The organism is Paenibacillus sp. J45TS6 (genome assembly GCF_018403285.1).
In the GTDB taxonomy this organism is placed as follows: Bacteria; Bacillota; Bacilli; order Paenibacillales; family Paenibacillaceae; genus Paenibacillus.
Genome location: NZ_BOSJ01000022.1, coordinates 24,375 through 41,908, shown reverse-complemented (window position 1 = coordinate 41,908; position 17,534 = coordinate 24,375). Strand labels below are relative to the sequence as shown.

Sequence of the window (17,534 nt, the reverse complement as noted above, 5' to 3'; positions counted from 1 at the left end):
CTAATGGTTTCTGTGGGAGGGCTACATGCTCGCTAACCACTATTGATGCAAGGAGGTGTCTTACATGGCCAAAAAGGTAATTAAAATGGTAAAACTGCAAATTCCTGCAGGTAAAGCAAACCCGGCACCACCAGTAGGTCCAGCATTGGGTCAAGCAGGTGTCAACATCATGGCATTCTGTAAAGAATTTAATGCTCGTACTGCTGATCAAGCAGGTTTGATCATTCCAGTTGAAATTACGGTGTTTGAAGATCGTTCTTTCACATTCATCACTAAAACTCCACCGGCAGCAGTATTGCTTAAAGTAGCTGCTAAACTTGAAAAAGGATCCGGTGAGCCGAACACGAAAAAAGTCGCAACTGTAAAACGTGACGTTGTTCGTCAAATTGCTGAGCAAAAAATGCCTGACCTAAACGCTGCGAACGTTGAGTCCGCAATGCGCATGGTAGAGGGTACTGCTCGCAGCATGGGTATCACCATCGAAGACTAATTACAAGTGTTCGTGCACAGGCTGATTCGCAGCCTGTGTTGTGGGAGGTATATCCGCTAAAACCACAAAGGAGGAAAAAAACATGGCTAAACATGGTAAGAAATATGTTGAAGCTGCTAAGCTGATTGACAGCGAAGCAAGCTACGAGCCTTTGGAAGCTGTAGAGCTTGTCAAAAAGGCAGCTACTGCTAAATTCGACGAAACAATCGAAGTTGCAGTACGTTTGGGCGTAGACCCTCGTAAACAAGACCAAGCCGTTCGTGGTGTTGTTGTCTTGCCACATGGTACAGGTAAAACACAACGCGTATTGGTATTTGCAAAAGGTGAAAAAGCGAAAGAGGCGGAAGCAGCTGGAGCAGACTACGTTGGAGATCAAGATATGATCACAAAAATCCAACAAGGTTGGTTCGAGTTTGATGTCTGCGTAGCTACACCTGACATGATGAGTGAAGTAGGTAAATTGGGTCGTCTGCTCGGTGGTAAAGGTCTTATGCCTAACCCGAAAGCTGGTACGGTTACTTTTGATGTTACTAAAGCTGTTCAAGAAATTAAGGCTGGTAAAATCGAGTATCGTCTGGATCGTGCGGGACAAATTCATGCGCCAATCGGTAAAGCTTCTTTCACTGCTGAGCAGTTGAATGAAAACCTGAAAGCTTTGGTTGAAGCACTTAACCGTGCAAAACCAGCTGCTGCAAAAGGTGTTTACCTGAAAAACATCAGCATGTCCTCTACAATGGGACCTGGTGCGCGCGTGAACACAGCTTCTTTCAAGTAATAAATTCCAGTTGACTTATGTCATCTGAATCTGTTATTCTGATAAAGTTGTTTAGTCCTTGTGACTGACCATTAAATTCGAATATGCTTACCGTAGACAGTAGGTGCTGTAACAAGCTTAATTTCCTACCGAGGTGTGATGATAGAACGTATCATTTGAGTGTTTTGCTCAATATGACTTTATCAAGCCTTCGTGATTCTACGGAGGCTTTTCTTATGGATAAATGAATCGGGAATCGTAATGCTTCCCGATTCGTGAATCTTACGGAAAATCTTCCGCGAATAAGCGGTTTTTACAGCCCTGATCTTTCAATGATGGAGAAGGCGCTGGATGCAGGACAGTCTTTTGGCTGATCTGCAAGAAATCTATCAGGAGGTGTACAATTTGGCAAACGCAAAAGTGATCCAAGCAAAACAAGAAGCGGTTGATGTAGTAACAGCTAAATTGCGCGAAAGCGCAACTACTGTTGTAGCTGACTATCGTGGTCTAAACGTTTCCCAAGTAACTGAGCTGCGTAAACAGCTTCGTGATGCGGGAATCGAATTCCAAGTACTGAAAAACACATTGCTTCGCCGTGCAACTGCGGCTGCTGAGCTGTCTGAGCTTGATGAAGTTCTTACTGGCCCTACTGCAATTGCATTCAGTACTGATGATGTTGTTGCTCCAGCCAAAATTTTGAATGACTTCGCTAAGAAAAACGAAGCTTTGAAAATTAAAGGTGGGGTAGTTGAAGGTCGTGTAGTTAGTGTTGAAGAAGTTCAAGCACTTGCAGAGCTTCCTTCACGCGAAGGTCTTCTTTCTATGCTCCTCAGCGTGCTTCAAGCACCTGTACGCAACTTCGCCCTTGCGGTTAAAGCAGTTGGCGAACAAAAAGAAGAGCAAGGCGCTTAATTTTTTGAATAAACAAGCTATATAAAATACTAATTAAAATAATGGAGGTTCAACCATGAGTAAAGAGCAAATCTTGGAAGCAATCAAAGGTATGACTGTATTGGAACTGAACGATCTTGTTAAAGCAATCGAAGAAGAATTTGGCGTAACTGCTGCAGCTCCTGTAGCTGTTATGGGTGGCGCTGCTGGCGGTGCTGAAGCTGCTGAGCAAACAGAATTTGATGTAATCCTTACATCTGCTGGTGCTTCCAAAATCAACGTAATCAAAGCAGTTCGCGAAATCACTGGTCTTGGCTTGAAAGAAGCTAAAGAAGTAGTAGACAACGCTCCTAAAGCTTTGAAAGAAAAAGTAAGCAAAGAAGAAGCTGAAACAGTTAAAGCTAAACTTGAAGAAGTTGGCGCTTCTGTTGAATTGAAATAGTCCATTTCACTATTTAAGTGAATAGGAAAATTAACATACAAACCCCTTGAAGCAATCAAGGGGTTTGTTGTTATGAAGGGGCATGATTGGTAATAATTGAAGATATTCGGTATCTTTCATTATGCTAATGTACTTTGTAGAGAAGGGGTTTTGTATCATGTCCGATCACTACTATTCCAGTAAGCCTGAAACTGCTCATGATCGGCAGATGCTTGCAGTAGATTTGAGAGGTTTTTCGCTAAAACTGACAAGTGATGCTGGAGTTTTTTCGAAGAATGGTGTGGATTATGGTAGTCGGGTCCTGATTAATGCAATGGATTTGACAGGTGCCAAAGCAATTCTTGATGTTGGTTGTGGGTACGGTCCAATTGGTATTACGGCAGCAAAACTTGTCCCGGATGCGATTGTGACAATGCTTGATATTAATGAAAGAGCTGTTGAACTTGCCAGACACAATGCCATTCAAAATCAAGTGAGTAGTAATACGGTGATTAAACAAAGCGATCGTCTTGAAGCGGTGCGGAATCAATTGTTTGATGTCATTCTAACGAATCCACCGATTCGAGCAGGTAAAGAGATCGTGCATTCTATTTTTGAACAGGCGTATGAGCAGCTTAGAGTTGGAGGATCTTTGTGGATTGTGATTCAGAAGAAACAGGGCGCGCCTTCAGCAAGAGAAAAGCTTTCTTCAATGTTCAAATATGTAGAGGAAGTTACCAAAGATAAAGGATATCGGATCTTCAGAGCGGAGAAATAACCAAGAGATGGCAAGTATATAATTGCAAAAAAATGCAATTCAACTATTGACTTGACAAATCAGTTATGGTATTCTTAGTGAATGTCAGTATTAAGATGCCCTACTTAGCTTTAGTTTGTAAAAATGTCAATCTTTTTTTCGCCTTTTTTGGCATATTTCTGTGCAGATCGGCGTATAATATGTACATTTTGGGCAAACTATATGTAAGTGGGTTTTTCTGGGATGAAGAGGACATCCACTAATTAAGTTGCTCTTTTATCGAAAAAATTCGAATTAAGGGCTTTTCTTTATTTGTGGATACGCAGCTCTGTTATCAGATAATCTTGTTATGAGTTCCATTATAAGGTTACAAACAGAGGTTCGCAACGAAATTTTTAAAAGTGAGTAGACATTGAGGGGTGAGTTTAAGTTGGCAGGACATCTTGTTCAGTATGGTCGACGCACTCGGCGCAGTTATGCACGAATTAACGAGATACTCGAAATTCCGAACCTGATAGAAATCCAACAAAAATCTTACGAATGGTTTTTGGAGGAAGGTTTGCGCGAAATGTTCCAGGACATCTCGCCTATTCAGGATTTTACCGGTAATCTGGTATTGGAATTTATCGACTACAGTCTCGGTGAACCGAAATATACGGTAGACGACGCGAAGGAACGCGACGTTACTTATGCCGCACCACTTCGGGTTAAGGTCCGGCTCATTAATAAGGAAACGGGCGAAGTCAAAGAGCAGGAAGTATTCATGGGGGATTTCCCGCTGATGACGGAAACAGGCACGTTTATCATTAACGGTGCGGAACGGGTTATTGTCAGCCAGTTGGTTCGCTCCCCTAGCGTCTATTTCAGCACTAAAATAGATAAGAATGCAAAGAAATCTTATACAGCAACAGTGATTCCGAACCGTGGTGCATGGCTCGAACTCGAGATGGATGCGAAGGATATTATCTATGTTCGTATCGATCGTACTCGTAAAATCCCTGTTACCGTACTACTTAGATCTCTTGGATTCGGTACAGACGCAGAAATTTTGGAACTACTCGGCGATGACGAGTATATCCGAAATACGCTGGATAAAGACAATACGGATTCGACAGAGAAAGCGCTGATTGAAATTTATGAGCGTCTTCGTCCAGGCGAACCGCCAACATTGGATAATGCAAAGAGCTTGCTTGTAGCTCGCTTCTTCGATCCAAAACGTTATGACCTTGCTAACGTAGGTCGTTACAAAATGAATAAAAAGCTTCACATCAAAAACCGTTTGTTCAATCAGCGTCTAGCTGAGTCTCTGATTGATACTTCAACAGGGGAAATCATCGCTGAAGCAGGTCAAGTTATTGACCGCCGTTTGCTAGATGAGATTCTTCCTTACCTTGAAAGTGAAAACGGAGTTGGAACACGTACTTATCATGTAGCTAATGGTGTTCTTGATGCTAATGATATCCCTGTTCAAACGATTGATGTATTCTCACCAAATGAAGATGGAAAAGTTGTGAAGTTGATAGCGAACAGCAATATTGATAAATCTGTGAAGAATATAACTCCAGCAGATATTATCTCTTCCATCAGTTATTTCTTGAACTTACTGCAAGGCATCGGTGATACAGATGATATCGATCACCTGGGTAACCGTCGTTTGCGTTCTGTAGGTGAACTCTTGCAGAATCAATTCCGTATTGGTCTTTCCCGTATGGAACGTGTAGTTCGTGAAAGAATGTCTATCCAAGATGCGAATGTAATTACACCGCAGGCGCTTATTAATATTCGTCCTGTAATTGCATCGATTAAAGAATTCTTCGGTAGTTCTCAGTTGTCTCAATTTATGGATCAAACGAACCCGCTGGGAGAACTTACTCACAAACGTCGTTTATCCGCACTCGGACCGGGTGGTTTGACTCGTGAGCGCGCTGGCTTTGAAGTGCGTGACGTCCATCCATCTCACTATGGCCGTATGTGTCCAATCGAAACTCCTGAGGGACCAAACATCGGTTTGATCAACTCCTTGTCTACATTTGCTCGCGTTAATGAGTATGGTTTTATTGAGGCTCCTTATCGTTGGGTAGATCCTAAGACGGGCCGTGTTACTGATCAAGTGCGCTACGTTACAGCTGACGAGGAAGATAACTATGTTATCGCTCAGGCAAACGCGAAGCTGAATGATGACGGTTCATTTGCTGAGGATATGGTTGTTGTACGTTATAATAAACAGTCTGATAACATTACAACCATGCCTAATAATCGAGTTGACTATATGGACGTATCGCCTAAACAAGTAGTTTCCGTTGCAACGGCGCTCATTCCGTTCCTTGAGAACGATGACTCCAACCGTGCACTCATGGGATCTAACATGCAGCGGCAGGCAGTTCCTCTTCTGATTCCTAAAGCACCGCTAGTAGGTACAGGAATGGAACATAAGGCTGCGAAAGATTCAGGTGTATGTATTGTATCCAAACATGACGGGATTATTGAAAGATCTTCTGCCAATGAAATTTGGGTTCGTAAAATTGAAATGGTAGATGGTAAAGAAGTTAAAGGCGATCTTGTTAAACATAAATTACACAAATTTATGCGTTCGAACCAAGGAACATGCATTAACCAGCGTCCAATTGCTAAAATTGGCGATCGCGTTAAGGTTGGCGACATTTTGGCAGATGGTCCATCTACTGAAATGGGTGAACTAGCACTTGGTCGTAACGTAGTCGTAGCCTTTATGACTTGGGAAGGTTACAACTATGAGGATGCGATCCTTCTTAGTGAGAAACTCGTTAAAGAAGATGTTTATACATCGATTCATATCGAGGAGTATGAGTCCGAAGCTCGTGACACGAAACTTGGACCAGAAGAAATCACACGCGACATTCCGAATGTCGGGGAAGAAGCTCTTCGTAATCTGGATGAGCGTGGAATTATCCGTATCGGTGCCGAGATCGCTGCAGGCGATATCTTGGTAGGTAAAGTTACACCTAAAGGGGTAACTGAACTTACGGCGGAAGAACGTCTCCTTCATGCAATCTTTGGTGAGAAGGCTCGTGAAGTTCGTGATACATCTCTGAGAGTTCCTCATGGTACCGACGGGATTGTAGTCGACGTGAAGGTGTTTACTCGTGAAAATGGTGATGAACTCCCTCCAGGTGTGAATCAACTCGTTCGTGTCTATATCGCTCAAAAACGGAAAATTTCCGAGGGTGATAAAATGGCAGGACGTCACGGTAACAAAGGGGTCGTGGCGCGTATTCTTCCAGAAGAAGATATGCCTTTCCTTCCTGATGGAACACCAGTTCAAGTTGTTCTGAACCCGCTGGGTGTACCATCCCGTATGAACATCGGTCAGGTTCTTGAAGTTCACTTGGGTATGGCTGCAATGCAACTAGGTATTCATGTTGCTACACCAGTATTTGACGGTGCAACGGAGTATGACGTATTTGATACGATGGAAGAAGCAGGAATGCAACGTAACGGTAAGACAGTTCTATATGATGGCCGTACGGGTGATCGCTTCGAACGTGAAGTTACTGTTGGTGTCATGCATATGATCAAACTTGCCCACATGGTTGACGATAAAATTCATGCTCGTTCTACAGGTCCTTACTCACTCGTTACGCAACAGCCGCTGGGTGGTAAAGCTCAGTTTGGTGGACAACGTTTCGGGGAGATGGAGGTATGGGCGCTTGAAGCATACGGTGCTGCCTACACGCTTCAAGAAATCCTTACTGTGAAATCAGATGATGTGGTTGGTCGTGTGAAAACTTACGAATCCATCGTTAAAGGTGAGAATGTACCAGAACCAGGTATTCCAGAATCCTTTAAAGTTCTTATTAAAGAGCTTCAAAGCCTTGGTATGGACGTTAAGATGCTCACTAAAGATGAAGAAGAAATTGATTTGAAAGAATCAGATGATGATGACGATGCTGCGAGCGATAAGCTGAGCCTCAATCTTGAAGGTTCAGAAGTAGGCGCAGAGTAATTTATTAATAAGTCATTGTCATTTGTCTCAATACCGGAATTTTCATCAGGCTCTTACTCCCCTTTGGCAATCTTGGCGATTGCCAAAGGGGAAAGAACCTAGAATTTAGGACTTGGTTAAGGAGGGTTGCTCCTTGTTGGACGTAAACAATTTCGAATATATGAAAATCGGGCTTGCATCGCCGGAAAAAATTCGCTCTTGGTCCCGCGGAGAAGTGAAAAAGCCGGAGACGATTAACTATCGTACGCTGAAGCCGGAAAAAGAAGGGCTGTTCTGCGAGAAAATTTTTGGTCCTACAAAGGACTGGGAATGTCACTGTGGTAAATACAAACGTGTACGTTATAAAGGCGTAGTTTGTGACCGTTGTGGTGTTGAAGTAACTCGCGCTAAAGTGCGTCGCGAACGCATGGGGCATATTGAACTGGCAGCTCCGGTTTCACATATCTGGTATTTCAAAGGCATTCCGAGCCGTATGGGTCTGGCTCTAGATATGTCTCCGAGATCTTTGGAAGAGATCATCTATTTTGCATCATATGTTGTTACTGATCCAGGTGAAACTCCACTGGAAAGAAAACAACTTTTGTCCGAAAAAGAATATCGTAGCTACCGTGAAAAATACGGTTACGGATTCCATGCAGGCATGGGTGCAGAAGCAGTTAAAAAACTACTTCAAGATCTTGATATTGAAAAAGAACTTGAATTCTTGAAGGAAGAGCTTCGTACTGCTCAAGGACAACGTCGTAATCGTGCGATTAAACGCCTTGAAGTCATTGAAGCTTTCCGTAATTCTGGCAATAAGCCGGACTGGATGATCATGGATGTACTTCCTGTCATTCCTCCTGAGCTTCGTCCAATGGTTCAGCTCGATGGTGGACGTTTTGCAACGTCTGACCTGAATGATCTGTACCGTCGTGTTATTAACCGTAATAACCGTTTGAAACGCCTTTTGGATCTTGGTGCTCCTGATATTATCGTTCAAAACGAAAAACGGATGCTTCAAGAAGCAGTGGATGCTCTTATCGATAATGGCCGTCGTGGTCGTCCGGTAACAGGTCCTGGTAACCGTCCTTTGAAATCTCTCAGCCATATGCTGAAAGGTAAACAAGGTCGTTTCCGTCAGAACTTGCTCGGTAAACGTGTTGACTATTCTGGTCGTTCCGTTATCGTTGTAGGTCCTTACCTGAAAATGTATCAATGTGGTCTTCCAAAAGATATGGCACTTGAATTGTTTAAACCTTTTGTTATGAAAGAACTCGTGAACAAAGGTCTTGCTCACAATATCAAGAGTGCAAAACGTAAAGTTGAGCGTGTAAGTCCGGAAGTATGGGACGTTCTTGAAGAAGTAATTAAAGAACACCCAGTATTACTTAACCGTGCACCGACTCTTCACAGACTCGGTATCCAAGCGTTCGAACCAATTCTTGTAGAAGGTAAAGCGATTCGTTTGCATCCGCTCGTATGTACGGCTTATAATGCCGACTTTGACGGTGACCAAATGGCCGTTCACGTACCTTTGTCTGCTGAAGCGCAAGCTGAAGCACGTCTTTTGATGCTTGCAGCAGGTAACATCTTGAACCCTAAAGATGGTAAGCCGGTTGTAACTCCATCTCAGGATATGGTCCTGGGCTCTTTCTATCTGACTATGGATAATAAAGAGGAAAAAGGAACAGGTATGATTCTGCGTACGGTTAACGAAGCAGTATCTGCTTACCAACGTGGATCCGCTGGTCTTCATGCTCGTGTTGCTATTCCAGTTAAAGCTCTGAATAAAACAAGTTTTACAGAAAAACAACAAGAAGCAATGATGATTACAACGATCGGTAAGATTATCTTTAATGAGATTTTCCCTAGCAGCTTCCCTTATATTAATGATGCAACTCGTGCGAACCTTATCCAAGGTACACCTGAGTTTTCCTTTGTATATGAGAAAGGTGCTAACTTGCAGGAAGCAATCATGAATGCACCTCAAACCAATGGTGTTGGTAAAGAGTATCTTGGTCACATCATTGCACGTTGTTTCGAGGTTTATCATACAACAAGAACATCTGTTATTTTGGATAAAATCAAGCAACTCGGTTTCACATACTCCACTCGTGCAGGGGTTACTGTTGGTGTATCCGACGTTATTATTCCTGAAGAGAAGTATGAGATTCTTCGTGTATCTGATGAAAAAGTTGCTGTCGTTACGAATCAGTATCGTCGCGGACTTATCACGAACGAAGAACGTTATGACCGCGTAATTGATATTTGGTCCAAAGCAAAAGATGAAATTACTGATATCCTTATGAAATCCATGGATCGCTTTAACTCCATTATGCTTATGGTGGACTCTAAAGCACGTGGTAACAAATCACAGATCACTCAGCTGGGCGGTATGCGTGGACTGATGGCCAACCCATCTGGACGTATCATCGAGCTCCCAATCAAATCGAATTTCCGTGAAGGTCTGACAGTACTCGAGTACTTCTTGTCCACTCACGGTGCGCGTAAAGGTCTTGCCGATACAGCGCTTCGTACTGCTGACTCCGGTTACCTGACTCGTCGTCTGGTAGACGTAGCACAGGATGTTATTGTTCGAGAAGATGACTGTGGAACGGACAAAGGATTTACGGTTAGCCGTATCCAAGATGGTAAAGAGGTTATCGAGGATCTATACGATCGTATCGAAGGCCGTTACTGTTTCCAAACGGTTCGTCACCCAGAAACGGGAGAAGTTATCGCTAATCGTAATGAGCTAATTGATTCGGATAAAGCAGAAGCTATTGTTGCTGCCGGTGTTCAAAAGCTGCAGATTCGCTCTGTGCTTAGCTGCCGTGCACGTCATGGGGTCTGCAAGAAGTGTTACGGACGTAACCTGGCAACAGGTAAACATGTGGAGATTGGTGAAGCAGTTGGTATTATCGCTGCTCAATCCATCGGTGAACCAGGAACACAGCTTACAATGCGTACGTTCCATACCGGTGGTGTTGCCGGAGATGATATTACACAAGGTCTTCCGCGTATCCAAGAGCTCTTTGAGGCGCGTAATCCTAAAGGTCAAGCAACAATCAGTGAAATTGATGGTGTTGTTAAAGAAATCCGTGAAGCAAAAGACCGCCGTGAAATTGAAATCCAAGGGGAAGCAGAAACGAAAGTATATGCTGTTACCTATGGATCCCGCCTGCGCGTGAGCGAAGGTATGGAAATTGAAGCCGGCGATGAGCTTACAGACGGTTCTATTGACCCGAAAGAAATGCTTCGAATCAAAGGTGTTCGTGGAGTTCAAAACTACATCTTGCAAGAAGTACAACGTGTATATCGTAACCAAGGTGTAGAAATTAACGACAAACACGTTGAAGTTATGATTCGTCAAATGTTGCGCAAGATCCGTATTGTGGATGCAGGGGATACAACGCTGCTTCCAGGATCCTTCGTAGATACACATGAATACGAAGCAGCAAATAAAGATGCGATCCTTAGTGACAAGGAACCTGCTGTGGCGAAACCAGTACTTCTTGGTATTACCAAAGCGTCCCTTGAAACGGATTCCTTCTTGTCTGCAGCTTCCTTCCAAGAGACGACACGCGTCTTAACTGATGCTGCCATTAAAGGTAAAGTCGACCAACTTCTTGGTTTGAAAGAGAATGTAATTCTTGGTAAGTTGATCCCTGCTGGTACTGGTATGAATCGTTACCGCAGTGTGAAATTGGCACAGCCGGAAGATGGCGAATCTAACTTAGAAGCTCTTGAAACAGTTTCAGTAGACTAGTAACACAACTTTGGAGTCTGAAAGGACACCAAATTCGGCTTGACCGTACCCATTGTATATTCAGAGGAGATTAGGATCTCCTCTGAATATAACAATTCCAATGCTTAGAATTTATATGAATCTCTTGACAACGAATGTCCCTAGGTGCTAATATAGCAAAGGTGCATGAGTAGTCACATGTTATCATGTCTTTTCGGAGGTATTGATAAATGTCGAACGACAACTTTTTGCAGGATGCTCATGTCAAGATCGGTACCAAGCAGACCATGAAGATGGTTGAGTCAGGAATTGCTGCTGAGGTTTATGTGGCGCAAGATGCTGATATGCGGATTACTTCGAAGATCCAGGCTTTATGTGAGAAACACCAAGTGAAACTAACTTTAGTTGACACAATGGAACGTCTCGGTAAGGCATGTGGAATTGAAGTAGGAGCGGCAATGGTAGCCGTTGTGAAACAATAGGTTATAGAAGATGTTTTTGTCTGGATGCTCAAGCTTCCTAATACGGCAAAAACTTTTCATTTGTTCTTTTATGAACCGCCTGGGTCTGTGGACTTAAAAAGTGAGGTTTATAAATAGAATGACGAATCTAGGAAGGGGGTGGCAACATGCCAACAATTAATCAGCTAGTTCGTAAAGGACGTCAAGCTAAAGTCTACAAGTCTAAATCACCAGCGTTGCAAAAAGGCTACAATGCCCTTAAACGTGAATCCACTAACATTAGTGCTCCACAAAAACGTGGTGTTTGTACTCGTGTAGGTACAATGACTCCACGTAAACCAAACTCAGCGCTCCGTAAATATGCTCGTGTTCGTTTGACGAACCGTCTCGAGGTAACAGCTTATATCCCGGGTATCGGACATAACTTACAAGAGCACAGTGTTGTATTGCTTCGCGGAGGTAAAGTAAAGGACCTTGCAGGGGTTCGTTACCATATCGTTCGTGGTGCTTTGGATACAGCAGGTGTAGCTAACCGGATGCAAGCCCGTTCTAAATACGGTGCGAAACGCCCTAAAGCTAAAAAAGCATAAGGTTAGTTTCTAATCTTATTGTGTCAGTAAACCGATAGCATGACGCTTCGGTCGCAGAACAACAACAACAACAACAACAACAACAACAAAAGTATAAACATATAAGAAAGGGGGATATCTATGCCACGCAAAGGTCCTGTTACCAAAAGAGACGTGTTGCCTGATCCGGTTTACAACAGCAAACTTGTAACTCGCCTGATCAACCGCATCATGCTTGATGGAAAACGTGGTGTTGCTCAAAGCATCTTGTACAATGCGTTCAACTTGATTCAAGAACGTACTGGTAAAGATCCTATGGAAGTCTTTGAAGCAGCTATCAAAAATATTATGCCGGTTCTGGAAGTTAAAGCTCGCCGTGTTGGTGGTGCTAACTATCAAGTACCTATCGAGGTTAAACCGGAAAGACGTACTTCCCTTGGTTTACGTTGGCTTGTAAACTACTCCCGCAGCCGCGGTGAGAAAACAATGGAAGAGCGTTTGGCAGCTGAGATTATCGACGCTTCCAACAACACTGGTGCTTCCGTTAAAAAACGTGAAGACACACACAAAATGGCTGAAGCAAATAAAGCATTTGCTCACTACCGTTGGTAGGATTTCAGTCTTAAAAATATACTTCATTTTGAAGGGAGACCTAAGTCATGGCTACTAGAGAGTTCTCCTTGCAAAATACACGTAATATCGGGATCATGGCGCATATTGACGCTGGTAAGACAACTACCACTGAGCGGATTTTGTTCTACACAGGACGTACTCATAAGATTGGTGAAACCCATGAGGGTTCCGCTACTATGGACTGGATGGAACAAGAACAGGAGCGCGGTATCACGATTACTTCCGCTGCGACGACTGCTCAATGGAAAGGTCACCGCGTTAATATCATTGATACCCCGGGACACGTTGACTTCACAGTAGAAGTTGAACGTTCCCTTCGTGTATTGGACGGAGCAGTAGGTGTTTTCAGTGCGAAAGAAGGCGTAGAACCTCAGTCTGAAACTGTATGGAGACAGGCTGATCGTTACGGCGTACCTCGTATCGCATATGTAAACAAAATGGATATCATTGGCGCAGACTATCTTAACGTTGTTAAAGATATGCGCGAGCGTCTTCAAGCTAATGCTGTTGCAATTCAACTTCCTATCGGAGCTGAAAATGATTTTGTTGGTATTATTGACATTATCGAGCAAAAAGCATATATCTTCAAAGACGATCTTGGTAAAGAAGTTGAAGAAACTGATGTGCCAGCAGAATTTGCTGACCAAGTTGAAGAACTTCGTATGGAACTGATCGAGAAAGTAGCAGAACTTGATGAAGACTTGACTATGAAATACCTCGAGGGCGAAGAAATCTCTGTTCCTGAGATTAAAGCAGCTCTTCGTAAAGGTGTAGTAGAAGTTAAGATCTTCCCAGTTATCTGTGGATCTTCTTATCGTAACAAAGGTGTTCAACTTATGTTGGATGCTGTTCTTGATTACCTACCATCTCCTGTTGATGTTCCTGCGATCACAGGTCATTTGGAAGATGGAACAGAAGCGGTTCGTAAATCTTCTGACGAAGAGGCGTTCTCGGCTCTTGCGTTTAAGATTATGACTGACCCTTATGTTGGTAAACTTACATTCTTCCGCGTATACTCTGGTGTACTTCAATCCGGTTCTTACGTATTGAATGCAACAAAAGGAAAACGCGAACGTATCGGACGTATTCTTCAAATGCACGCGAACAGCCGTCAAGAAATCACTGAAGTATTCTCCGGTGATATTGCGTCTGCCGTAGGTTTGAAAGATACCGGTACAGGTGATACACTATGTGATGAGAAAAATCCGATTATCTTGGAGTCAATGAACTTCCCAGATCCGGTTATTCAAATCGCGGTTGAACCAAAAACTAAAGCTGACCAAGATAAGATGTCTGTTGCTCTAGGTAAATTGACTGAAGAGGATCCAACTCTTCGTGCTCATACTGATGAAGAAACAGGACAAACTATTTTGGCTGGTATGGGTGAACTTCACCTTGATATTATCATTGACCGTATGCGTCGTGAGTTCAAAGTGGATACTAACATTGGTCAACCACAAGTTGCTTACCGTGAAACATTCCGTCAACCAGCGCGTGTTGAAGGTAAATTCGTACGTCAGTCCGGTGGCCGCGGTCAATATGGACACGTATGGGTTGAATTCGAACCGCTCGAAGCGGGTAGCGGTAACCAATTTGATAGTAAAGTAGTCGGTGGATCCGTACCTCGTGAGTACATTGGACCTGCACAACAAGGTATTGAAGAAGCTATGAAAAACGGTGTCCTTGCAGGATTCCCGCTTGTAGACGTTAAAGCTACAATCGTAGATGGTTCATACCATGATGTCGATTCCAATGAAATGGCATTTAAAATTGCCGGATCCATGGCACTTAAAGCAGCTAAAGACAAGTGTAAAGCTGTCCTGCTTGAGCCAATCATGAAAGTTGAAGTTACCGTTCCAGAGGAATACATGGGCGACGTAATGGGTATGCTGAATTCCCGTCGTGGTAGAATCGAAGGTATGGATTCTCGCGGTGGTACGCAAATCATTCGTGCTAAGGTACCTCTCTCTGAAATGTTCGGTTACTCCACAACTCTCCGTTCTGGTACACAAGGTCGCGGTGTGTTCTCTATGGAACTCTCTCACTATGAAGAAGTTCCTAGAACAATTTCCGAAGAAATTGTTGCTAAAACTAAGGGAGAATAATTTTTACTAACTGATGTGTGAAAGCACCAAAGGTTAATGTTAATCTAATGGTGCTTATCCACACAGTGCCAACATATAAAACTATCCATTCTAAGGAGGCCACGTTCAAATGGCAAAGGCTAAGTTCGAACGTACTAAACCACACGTTAACATCGGTACTATCGGTCACGTTGACCATGGTAAAACTACATTGACTGCTGCAATCACTACTGTATTGGGTAAAACTTACGGTGGCGCAGCGATCGCTTTCGATCAAATCGATAAAGCTCCAGAAGAGCGCGAACGCGGTATCACAATCTCTACTTCACACGTTGAATATGAAACTGATGCTCGTCACTATGCACACGTTGACTGCCCAGGTCACGCTGACTATGTTAAAAACATGATCACTGGTGCTGCACAAATGGACGGAGCTATCCTGGTTGTATCCGCAGCTGACGGCCCTATGCCGCAAACTCGTGAGCACATCCTTCTGTCCCGCCAAGTAGGCGTACCTTACATCGTTGTATTCTTGAACAAATGCGACATGGTTGAAGACGAAGAGCTTCTTGAACTCGTTGAAATGGAAGTTCGCGACCTTCTTAGCGAATACGACTTCCCAGGTGATGACACTCCAATCACTCGTGGATCTGCTCGTGAAGCACTTCAAAACCCAGAAGGTGAGTGGGCTCAAAAAATCGTTGAGATGTTTAAAGAAATCGATACTTACATCCCAGATCCAGAGCGCGACACTGACAAACCTTTCTTGATGCCTGTTGAGGATGTATTCTCCATCACTGGTCGTGGTACTGTTGCTACAGGTCGTGTAGAGCGTGGTACTATCAAAGTCGGCGAAGAAATCGAAATCGTAGGTATTCACGAAGAAACTAAAAAATCCGTTGTAACGGGCGTTGAAATGTTCCGTAAACTTCTGGATTCCGCTCAAGCTGGTGACAACATCGGAGCATTGCTTCGTGGTGTAGACCGCTCCCAAATCGAGCGTGGACAAGTTCTTTCCAAACCAGGTTCCGTTAATCCGCATACTGAGTTTACTGCTCAAGTATACGTTTTGACTAAAGAAGAAGGCGGACGTCACAAACCTTTCTTCACTGGATACCGTCCACAGTTCTACTTCCGTACAACTGACGTAACTGGTATCATCAACCTTCCAGAAGGTACTGAAATGGTTATGCCTGGTGACAACATCGAAGTTACAGTACAACTGATCTCTCCAATCGCTATTGAAGAGGGTACTCGCTTCGCGATCCGTGAAGGCGGACGTACTGTTGGTGCTGGTGCAGTAGCATCCATCCAAAAATAATTTGACTCCTAAGTCAAATTAAAAATAGAGCAACATTGTATTGGAACGAGTAACATTGTATTGGACAGCAAAAAAGGATCCTGCCAACTCTGGCTGGGTCCTTTTTTCATTTTTTTCCTTTTGCTTTTTTTATAATTTAATATATAATAGGTAAAGTTGTGATTCGGGGACAACAGATTAAGGAAACAAGACATCTCTATTCCTATAGTAGGGTAGGCTGCAATATTAATTTGAATAAAGCCGAACGAGATATAGAGTAGTATAAGATTGATTGGTTTTAGAATCTTTTATTTAAATGCTTGCATTATGTCTATGTTTTCGATATAATAATGAATGTTGTTCTGTGACGTTGCGATGATGTGAGAGGTTACTGACACACCCGGCCCCTTTGCCATGGGAGAGTGGGTTAGAAAATTTTCACGGAGTATGTCCGATATTAAATTGGGCGATAAAAGGAGGGACTAAAATGGCAAAGCAAAAAATTCGTATTCGTTTGAAAGCTTACGACCACAGGATTCTTGATCAATCCGCTGAGAAAATTGTAGAAACGGCAAAACGTTCGGGTGCAGGTGTATCCGGTCCGATTCCGCTTCCAACTGAAAAACAAATCATTACTATTCTTCGTGCGGTACACAAGTACAAGGATTCTCGTGAACAATTCGAACAACGTACACATAAGCGTTTGATCGACATTGTGAACCCAACTCCACAAACTGTGGATGCCTTGATGCGCTTGGATCTACCGTCCGGTGTAGATATCGAAATTAAATTGTAATATCAAACTTGTATTAATGAAGGAAAAGAGGTGTCAACATGAAAGGTATCTTAGGTAAAAAACTAGGCATGACGCAAGTATTTACACCAGAAGGTAACGTAATTCCTGTAACGGTTATCGAAGCAGGCCCATCTGTTGTCTTGCAAAAGAAAGACCTAGAAAATGACGGCTACGAAGCTGTACAACTAGGTTATGCCGATAAGAAAGAAAAAAATGCTAATAAACCTGAAACAGGACATGCGAAAAAAGCTAATACAGCTCCTAAGCGCTACGTTCGCGAACTCCGCGGTGTTGATCTTGCGGGATTCGAGGTTGGCCAAGAAATTAAAGCAGACATCTTCGCAGAAGGCGAATTTGTTGACGTAACTGGTATTTCTAAAGGTAAAGGTTTTGCCGGTGTTATCAAACGTTGGGGACAAAGAACAGGCCCAATGTCTCACGGTTCCCGTTACCACAGAGGACCAGGTTCCATGGGTTCCATTCAAGCGAACCGTGTACCTAAAGGTAAACACCTTCCAGGACACATGGGACACGAAACAATTACAATTCAACGTCTTGAAGTAATTAAAGTAGACGCTGAACGTAATGTATTGCTTGTTAAAGGTTCTATTCCTGGACCGAAAAACAGCTTCGTTAAAATTAAAGAATCGGTGAAGAAATAATCACCTA

General features: G+C 43.2%; 14 protein-coding genes and 1 other annotated feature. All 14 genes read left to right on the top strand.

Annotated features, from left to right (window positions below):
- Nucleotides 1-64: 64 nt before the first annotated feature.
- The 14 genes from rplK to rplC all read left to right on the top strand — a co-directional run bounded on the left by rplK (nt 65) and on the right by rplC (nt 17,527).
- Nucleotides 65-490 carry a 50S ribosomal protein L11 gene (gene rplK / locus KJS58_RS22000; protein WP_213535602.1) on the top strand — a complete coding sequence of 142 codons (426 nt, stop codon included), beginning with the start codon at nt 65-67 and terminating at the stop codon, nt 488-490.
- Nucleotides 491-572: 82 nt separating this feature from the next.
- Nucleotides 573-1,265: a 50S ribosomal protein L1 gene (gene rplA / locus KJS58_RS21995; protein ID WP_160036597.1), complete on the top strand. Its 693-nt coding sequence runs from the start codon at nt 573-575 to the stop codon at nt 1,263-1,265.
- A gap of 72 nt (nt 1,266-1,337) precedes the next feature.
- Nucleotides 1,338-1,488: a sequence feature (ribosomal protein L10 leader region), on the top strand.
- A 161-nt stretch (nt 1,489-1,649) separates the two neighbouring features.
- Nucleotides 1,650-2,156: a 50S ribosomal protein L10 gene (gene rplJ, locus KJS58_RS21990; protein ID WP_249717793.1), complete on the top strand. Its 507-nt coding sequence runs from the start codon at nt 1,650-1,652 to the stop codon at nt 2,154-2,156.
- A 55-nt stretch (nt 2,157-2,211) separates the two neighbouring features.
- Nucleotides 2,212-2,577, top strand: coding sequence for a 50S ribosomal protein L7/L12 (gene rplL / locus KJS58_RS21985; protein WP_160036598.1), 366 nt, complete (start codon nt 2,212-2,214; stop codon nt 2,575-2,577).
- 157 nt (nt 2,578-2,734) lie between these two features.
- Nucleotides 2,735-3,334 carry a class I SAM-dependent methyltransferase gene (locus KJS58_RS21980; protein WP_213535600.1) on the top strand — a complete coding sequence of 200 codons (600 nt, stop codon included), beginning with the start codon at nt 2,735-2,737 and terminating at the stop codon, nt 3,332-3,334.
- A gap of 409 nt (nt 3,335-3,743) precedes the next feature.
- Nucleotides 3,744-7,295 carry a DNA-directed RNA polymerase subunit beta gene (gene rpoB / locus KJS58_RS21975; RefSeq protein WP_213535599.1) on the top strand — a complete coding sequence of 1,184 codons (3,552 nt, stop codon included), beginning with the start codon at nt 3,744-3,746 and terminating at the stop codon, nt 7,293-7,295.
- Nucleotides 7,296-7,428: 133 nt separating this feature from the next.
- Complete coding sequence (rpoC, locus tag KJS58_RS21970; protein ID WP_213535598.1) at nt 7,429-11,043, top strand: DNA-directed RNA polymerase subunit beta'; 3,615 nt, start codon at nt 7,429-7,431, stop codon at nt 11,041-11,043.
- Between the two features lie 209 nt (nt 11,044-11,252).
- The gene (locus KJS58_RS21965) at nt 11,253-11,504 is read left to right on the top strand and encodes a ribosomal L7Ae/L30e/S12e/Gadd45 family protein (protein WP_213535597.1); all 252 of its coding nucleotides are present in this window, start codon (nt 11,253-11,255) and stop codon (nt 11,502-11,504) included.
- A gap of 146 nt (nt 11,505-11,650) precedes the next feature.
- A complete protein-coding gene (gene rpsL / locus KJS58_RS21960; RefSeq protein WP_160036603.1) occupies nt 11,651-12,073 on the top strand; it encodes a 30S ribosomal protein S12 in 423 nt (140 codons plus the stop codon).
- Between the two features lie 120 nt (nt 12,074-12,193).
- The gene (gene rpsG, locus KJS58_RS21955; protein WP_047914093.1) at nt 12,194-12,664 is read left to right on the top strand and encodes a 30S ribosomal protein S7; all 471 of its coding nucleotides are present in this window, start codon (nt 12,194-12,196) and stop codon (nt 12,662-12,664) included.
- Nucleotides 12,665-12,711: 47 nt separating this feature from the next.
- Nucleotides 12,712-14,790, top strand: coding sequence for an elongation factor G (fusA, locus tag KJS58_RS21950; RefSeq protein ID WP_213535596.1), 2,079 nt, complete (start codon nt 12,712-12,714; stop codon nt 14,788-14,790).
- A 109-nt stretch (nt 14,791-14,899) separates the two neighbouring features.
- Nucleotides 14,900-16,090 carry an elongation factor Tu gene (gene tuf / locus KJS58_RS21945; protein ID WP_160036605.1) on the top strand — a complete coding sequence of 397 codons (1,191 nt, stop codon included), beginning with the start codon at nt 14,900-14,902 and terminating at the stop codon, nt 16,088-16,090.
- A 466-nt stretch (nt 16,091-16,556) separates the two neighbouring features.
- Nucleotides 16,557-16,865, top strand: a complete 309-nt coding sequence (rpsJ, locus tag KJS58_RS21940; RefSeq protein WP_017692074.1) for a 30S ribosomal protein S10 — start codon at nt 16,557-16,559, stop codon at nt 16,863-16,865.
- Between the two features lie 38 nt (nt 16,866-16,903).
- On the top strand, nt 16,904-17,527 hold the full coding sequence (gene rplC, locus KJS58_RS21935; RefSeq protein ID WP_160036606.1) for a 50S ribosomal protein L3: 624 nt from the start codon (nt 16,904-16,906) through the stop codon (nt 17,525-17,527).
- Nucleotides 17,528-17,534: the final 7 nt, after the last annotated feature.

Excerpts from the sequence above, each read along its gene's own strand:
- rplK (WP_213535602.1), top strand. The coding sequence starts at position 65 with ATGGCCAAAAAGGTAATTAAAATGGTAAAACTGCAAATTCCTGCAGGT.
- rplA (WP_160036597.1), top strand. The coding sequence starts at position 573 with ATGGCTAAACATGGTAAGAAATATGTTGAAGCTGCTAAGCTGATTGAC.
- rplL (WP_160036598.1), top strand. The coding sequence starts at position 2,212 with ATGAGTAAAGAGCAAATCTTGGAAGCAATCAAAGGTATGACTGTATTG.
- KJS58_RS21980 (WP_213535600.1), top strand. The coding sequence starts at position 2,735 with ATGTCCGATCACTACTATTCCAGTAAGCCTGAAACTGCTCATGATCGG.
- KJS58_RS21965 (WP_213535597.1), top strand. The coding sequence starts at position 11,253 with ATGTCGAACGACAACTTTTTGCAGGATGCTCATGTCAAGATCGGTACC.
- rpsL (WP_160036603.1), top strand. The coding sequence starts at position 11,651 with ATGCCAACAATTAATCAGCTAGTTCGTAAAGGACGTCAAGCTAAAGTC.
- rpsG (WP_047914093.1), top strand. The coding sequence starts at position 12,194 with ATGCCACGCAAAGGTCCTGTTACCAAAAGAGACGTGTTGCCTGATCCG.
- fusA (WP_213535596.1), top strand. The coding sequence starts at position 12,712 with ATGGCTACTAGAGAGTTCTCCTTGCAAAATACACGTAATATCGGGATC.
- tuf (WP_160036605.1), top strand. The coding sequence starts at position 14,900 with ATGGCAAAGGCTAAGTTCGAACGTACTAAACCACACGTTAACATCGGT.
- rpsJ (WP_017692074.1), top strand. The coding sequence starts at position 16,557 with ATGGCAAAGCAAAAAATTCGTATTCGTTTGAAAGCTTACGACCACAGG.
- rplC (WP_160036606.1), top strand. The coding sequence starts at position 16,904 with ATGAAAGGTATCTTAGGTAAAAAACTAGGCATGACGCAAGTATTTACA.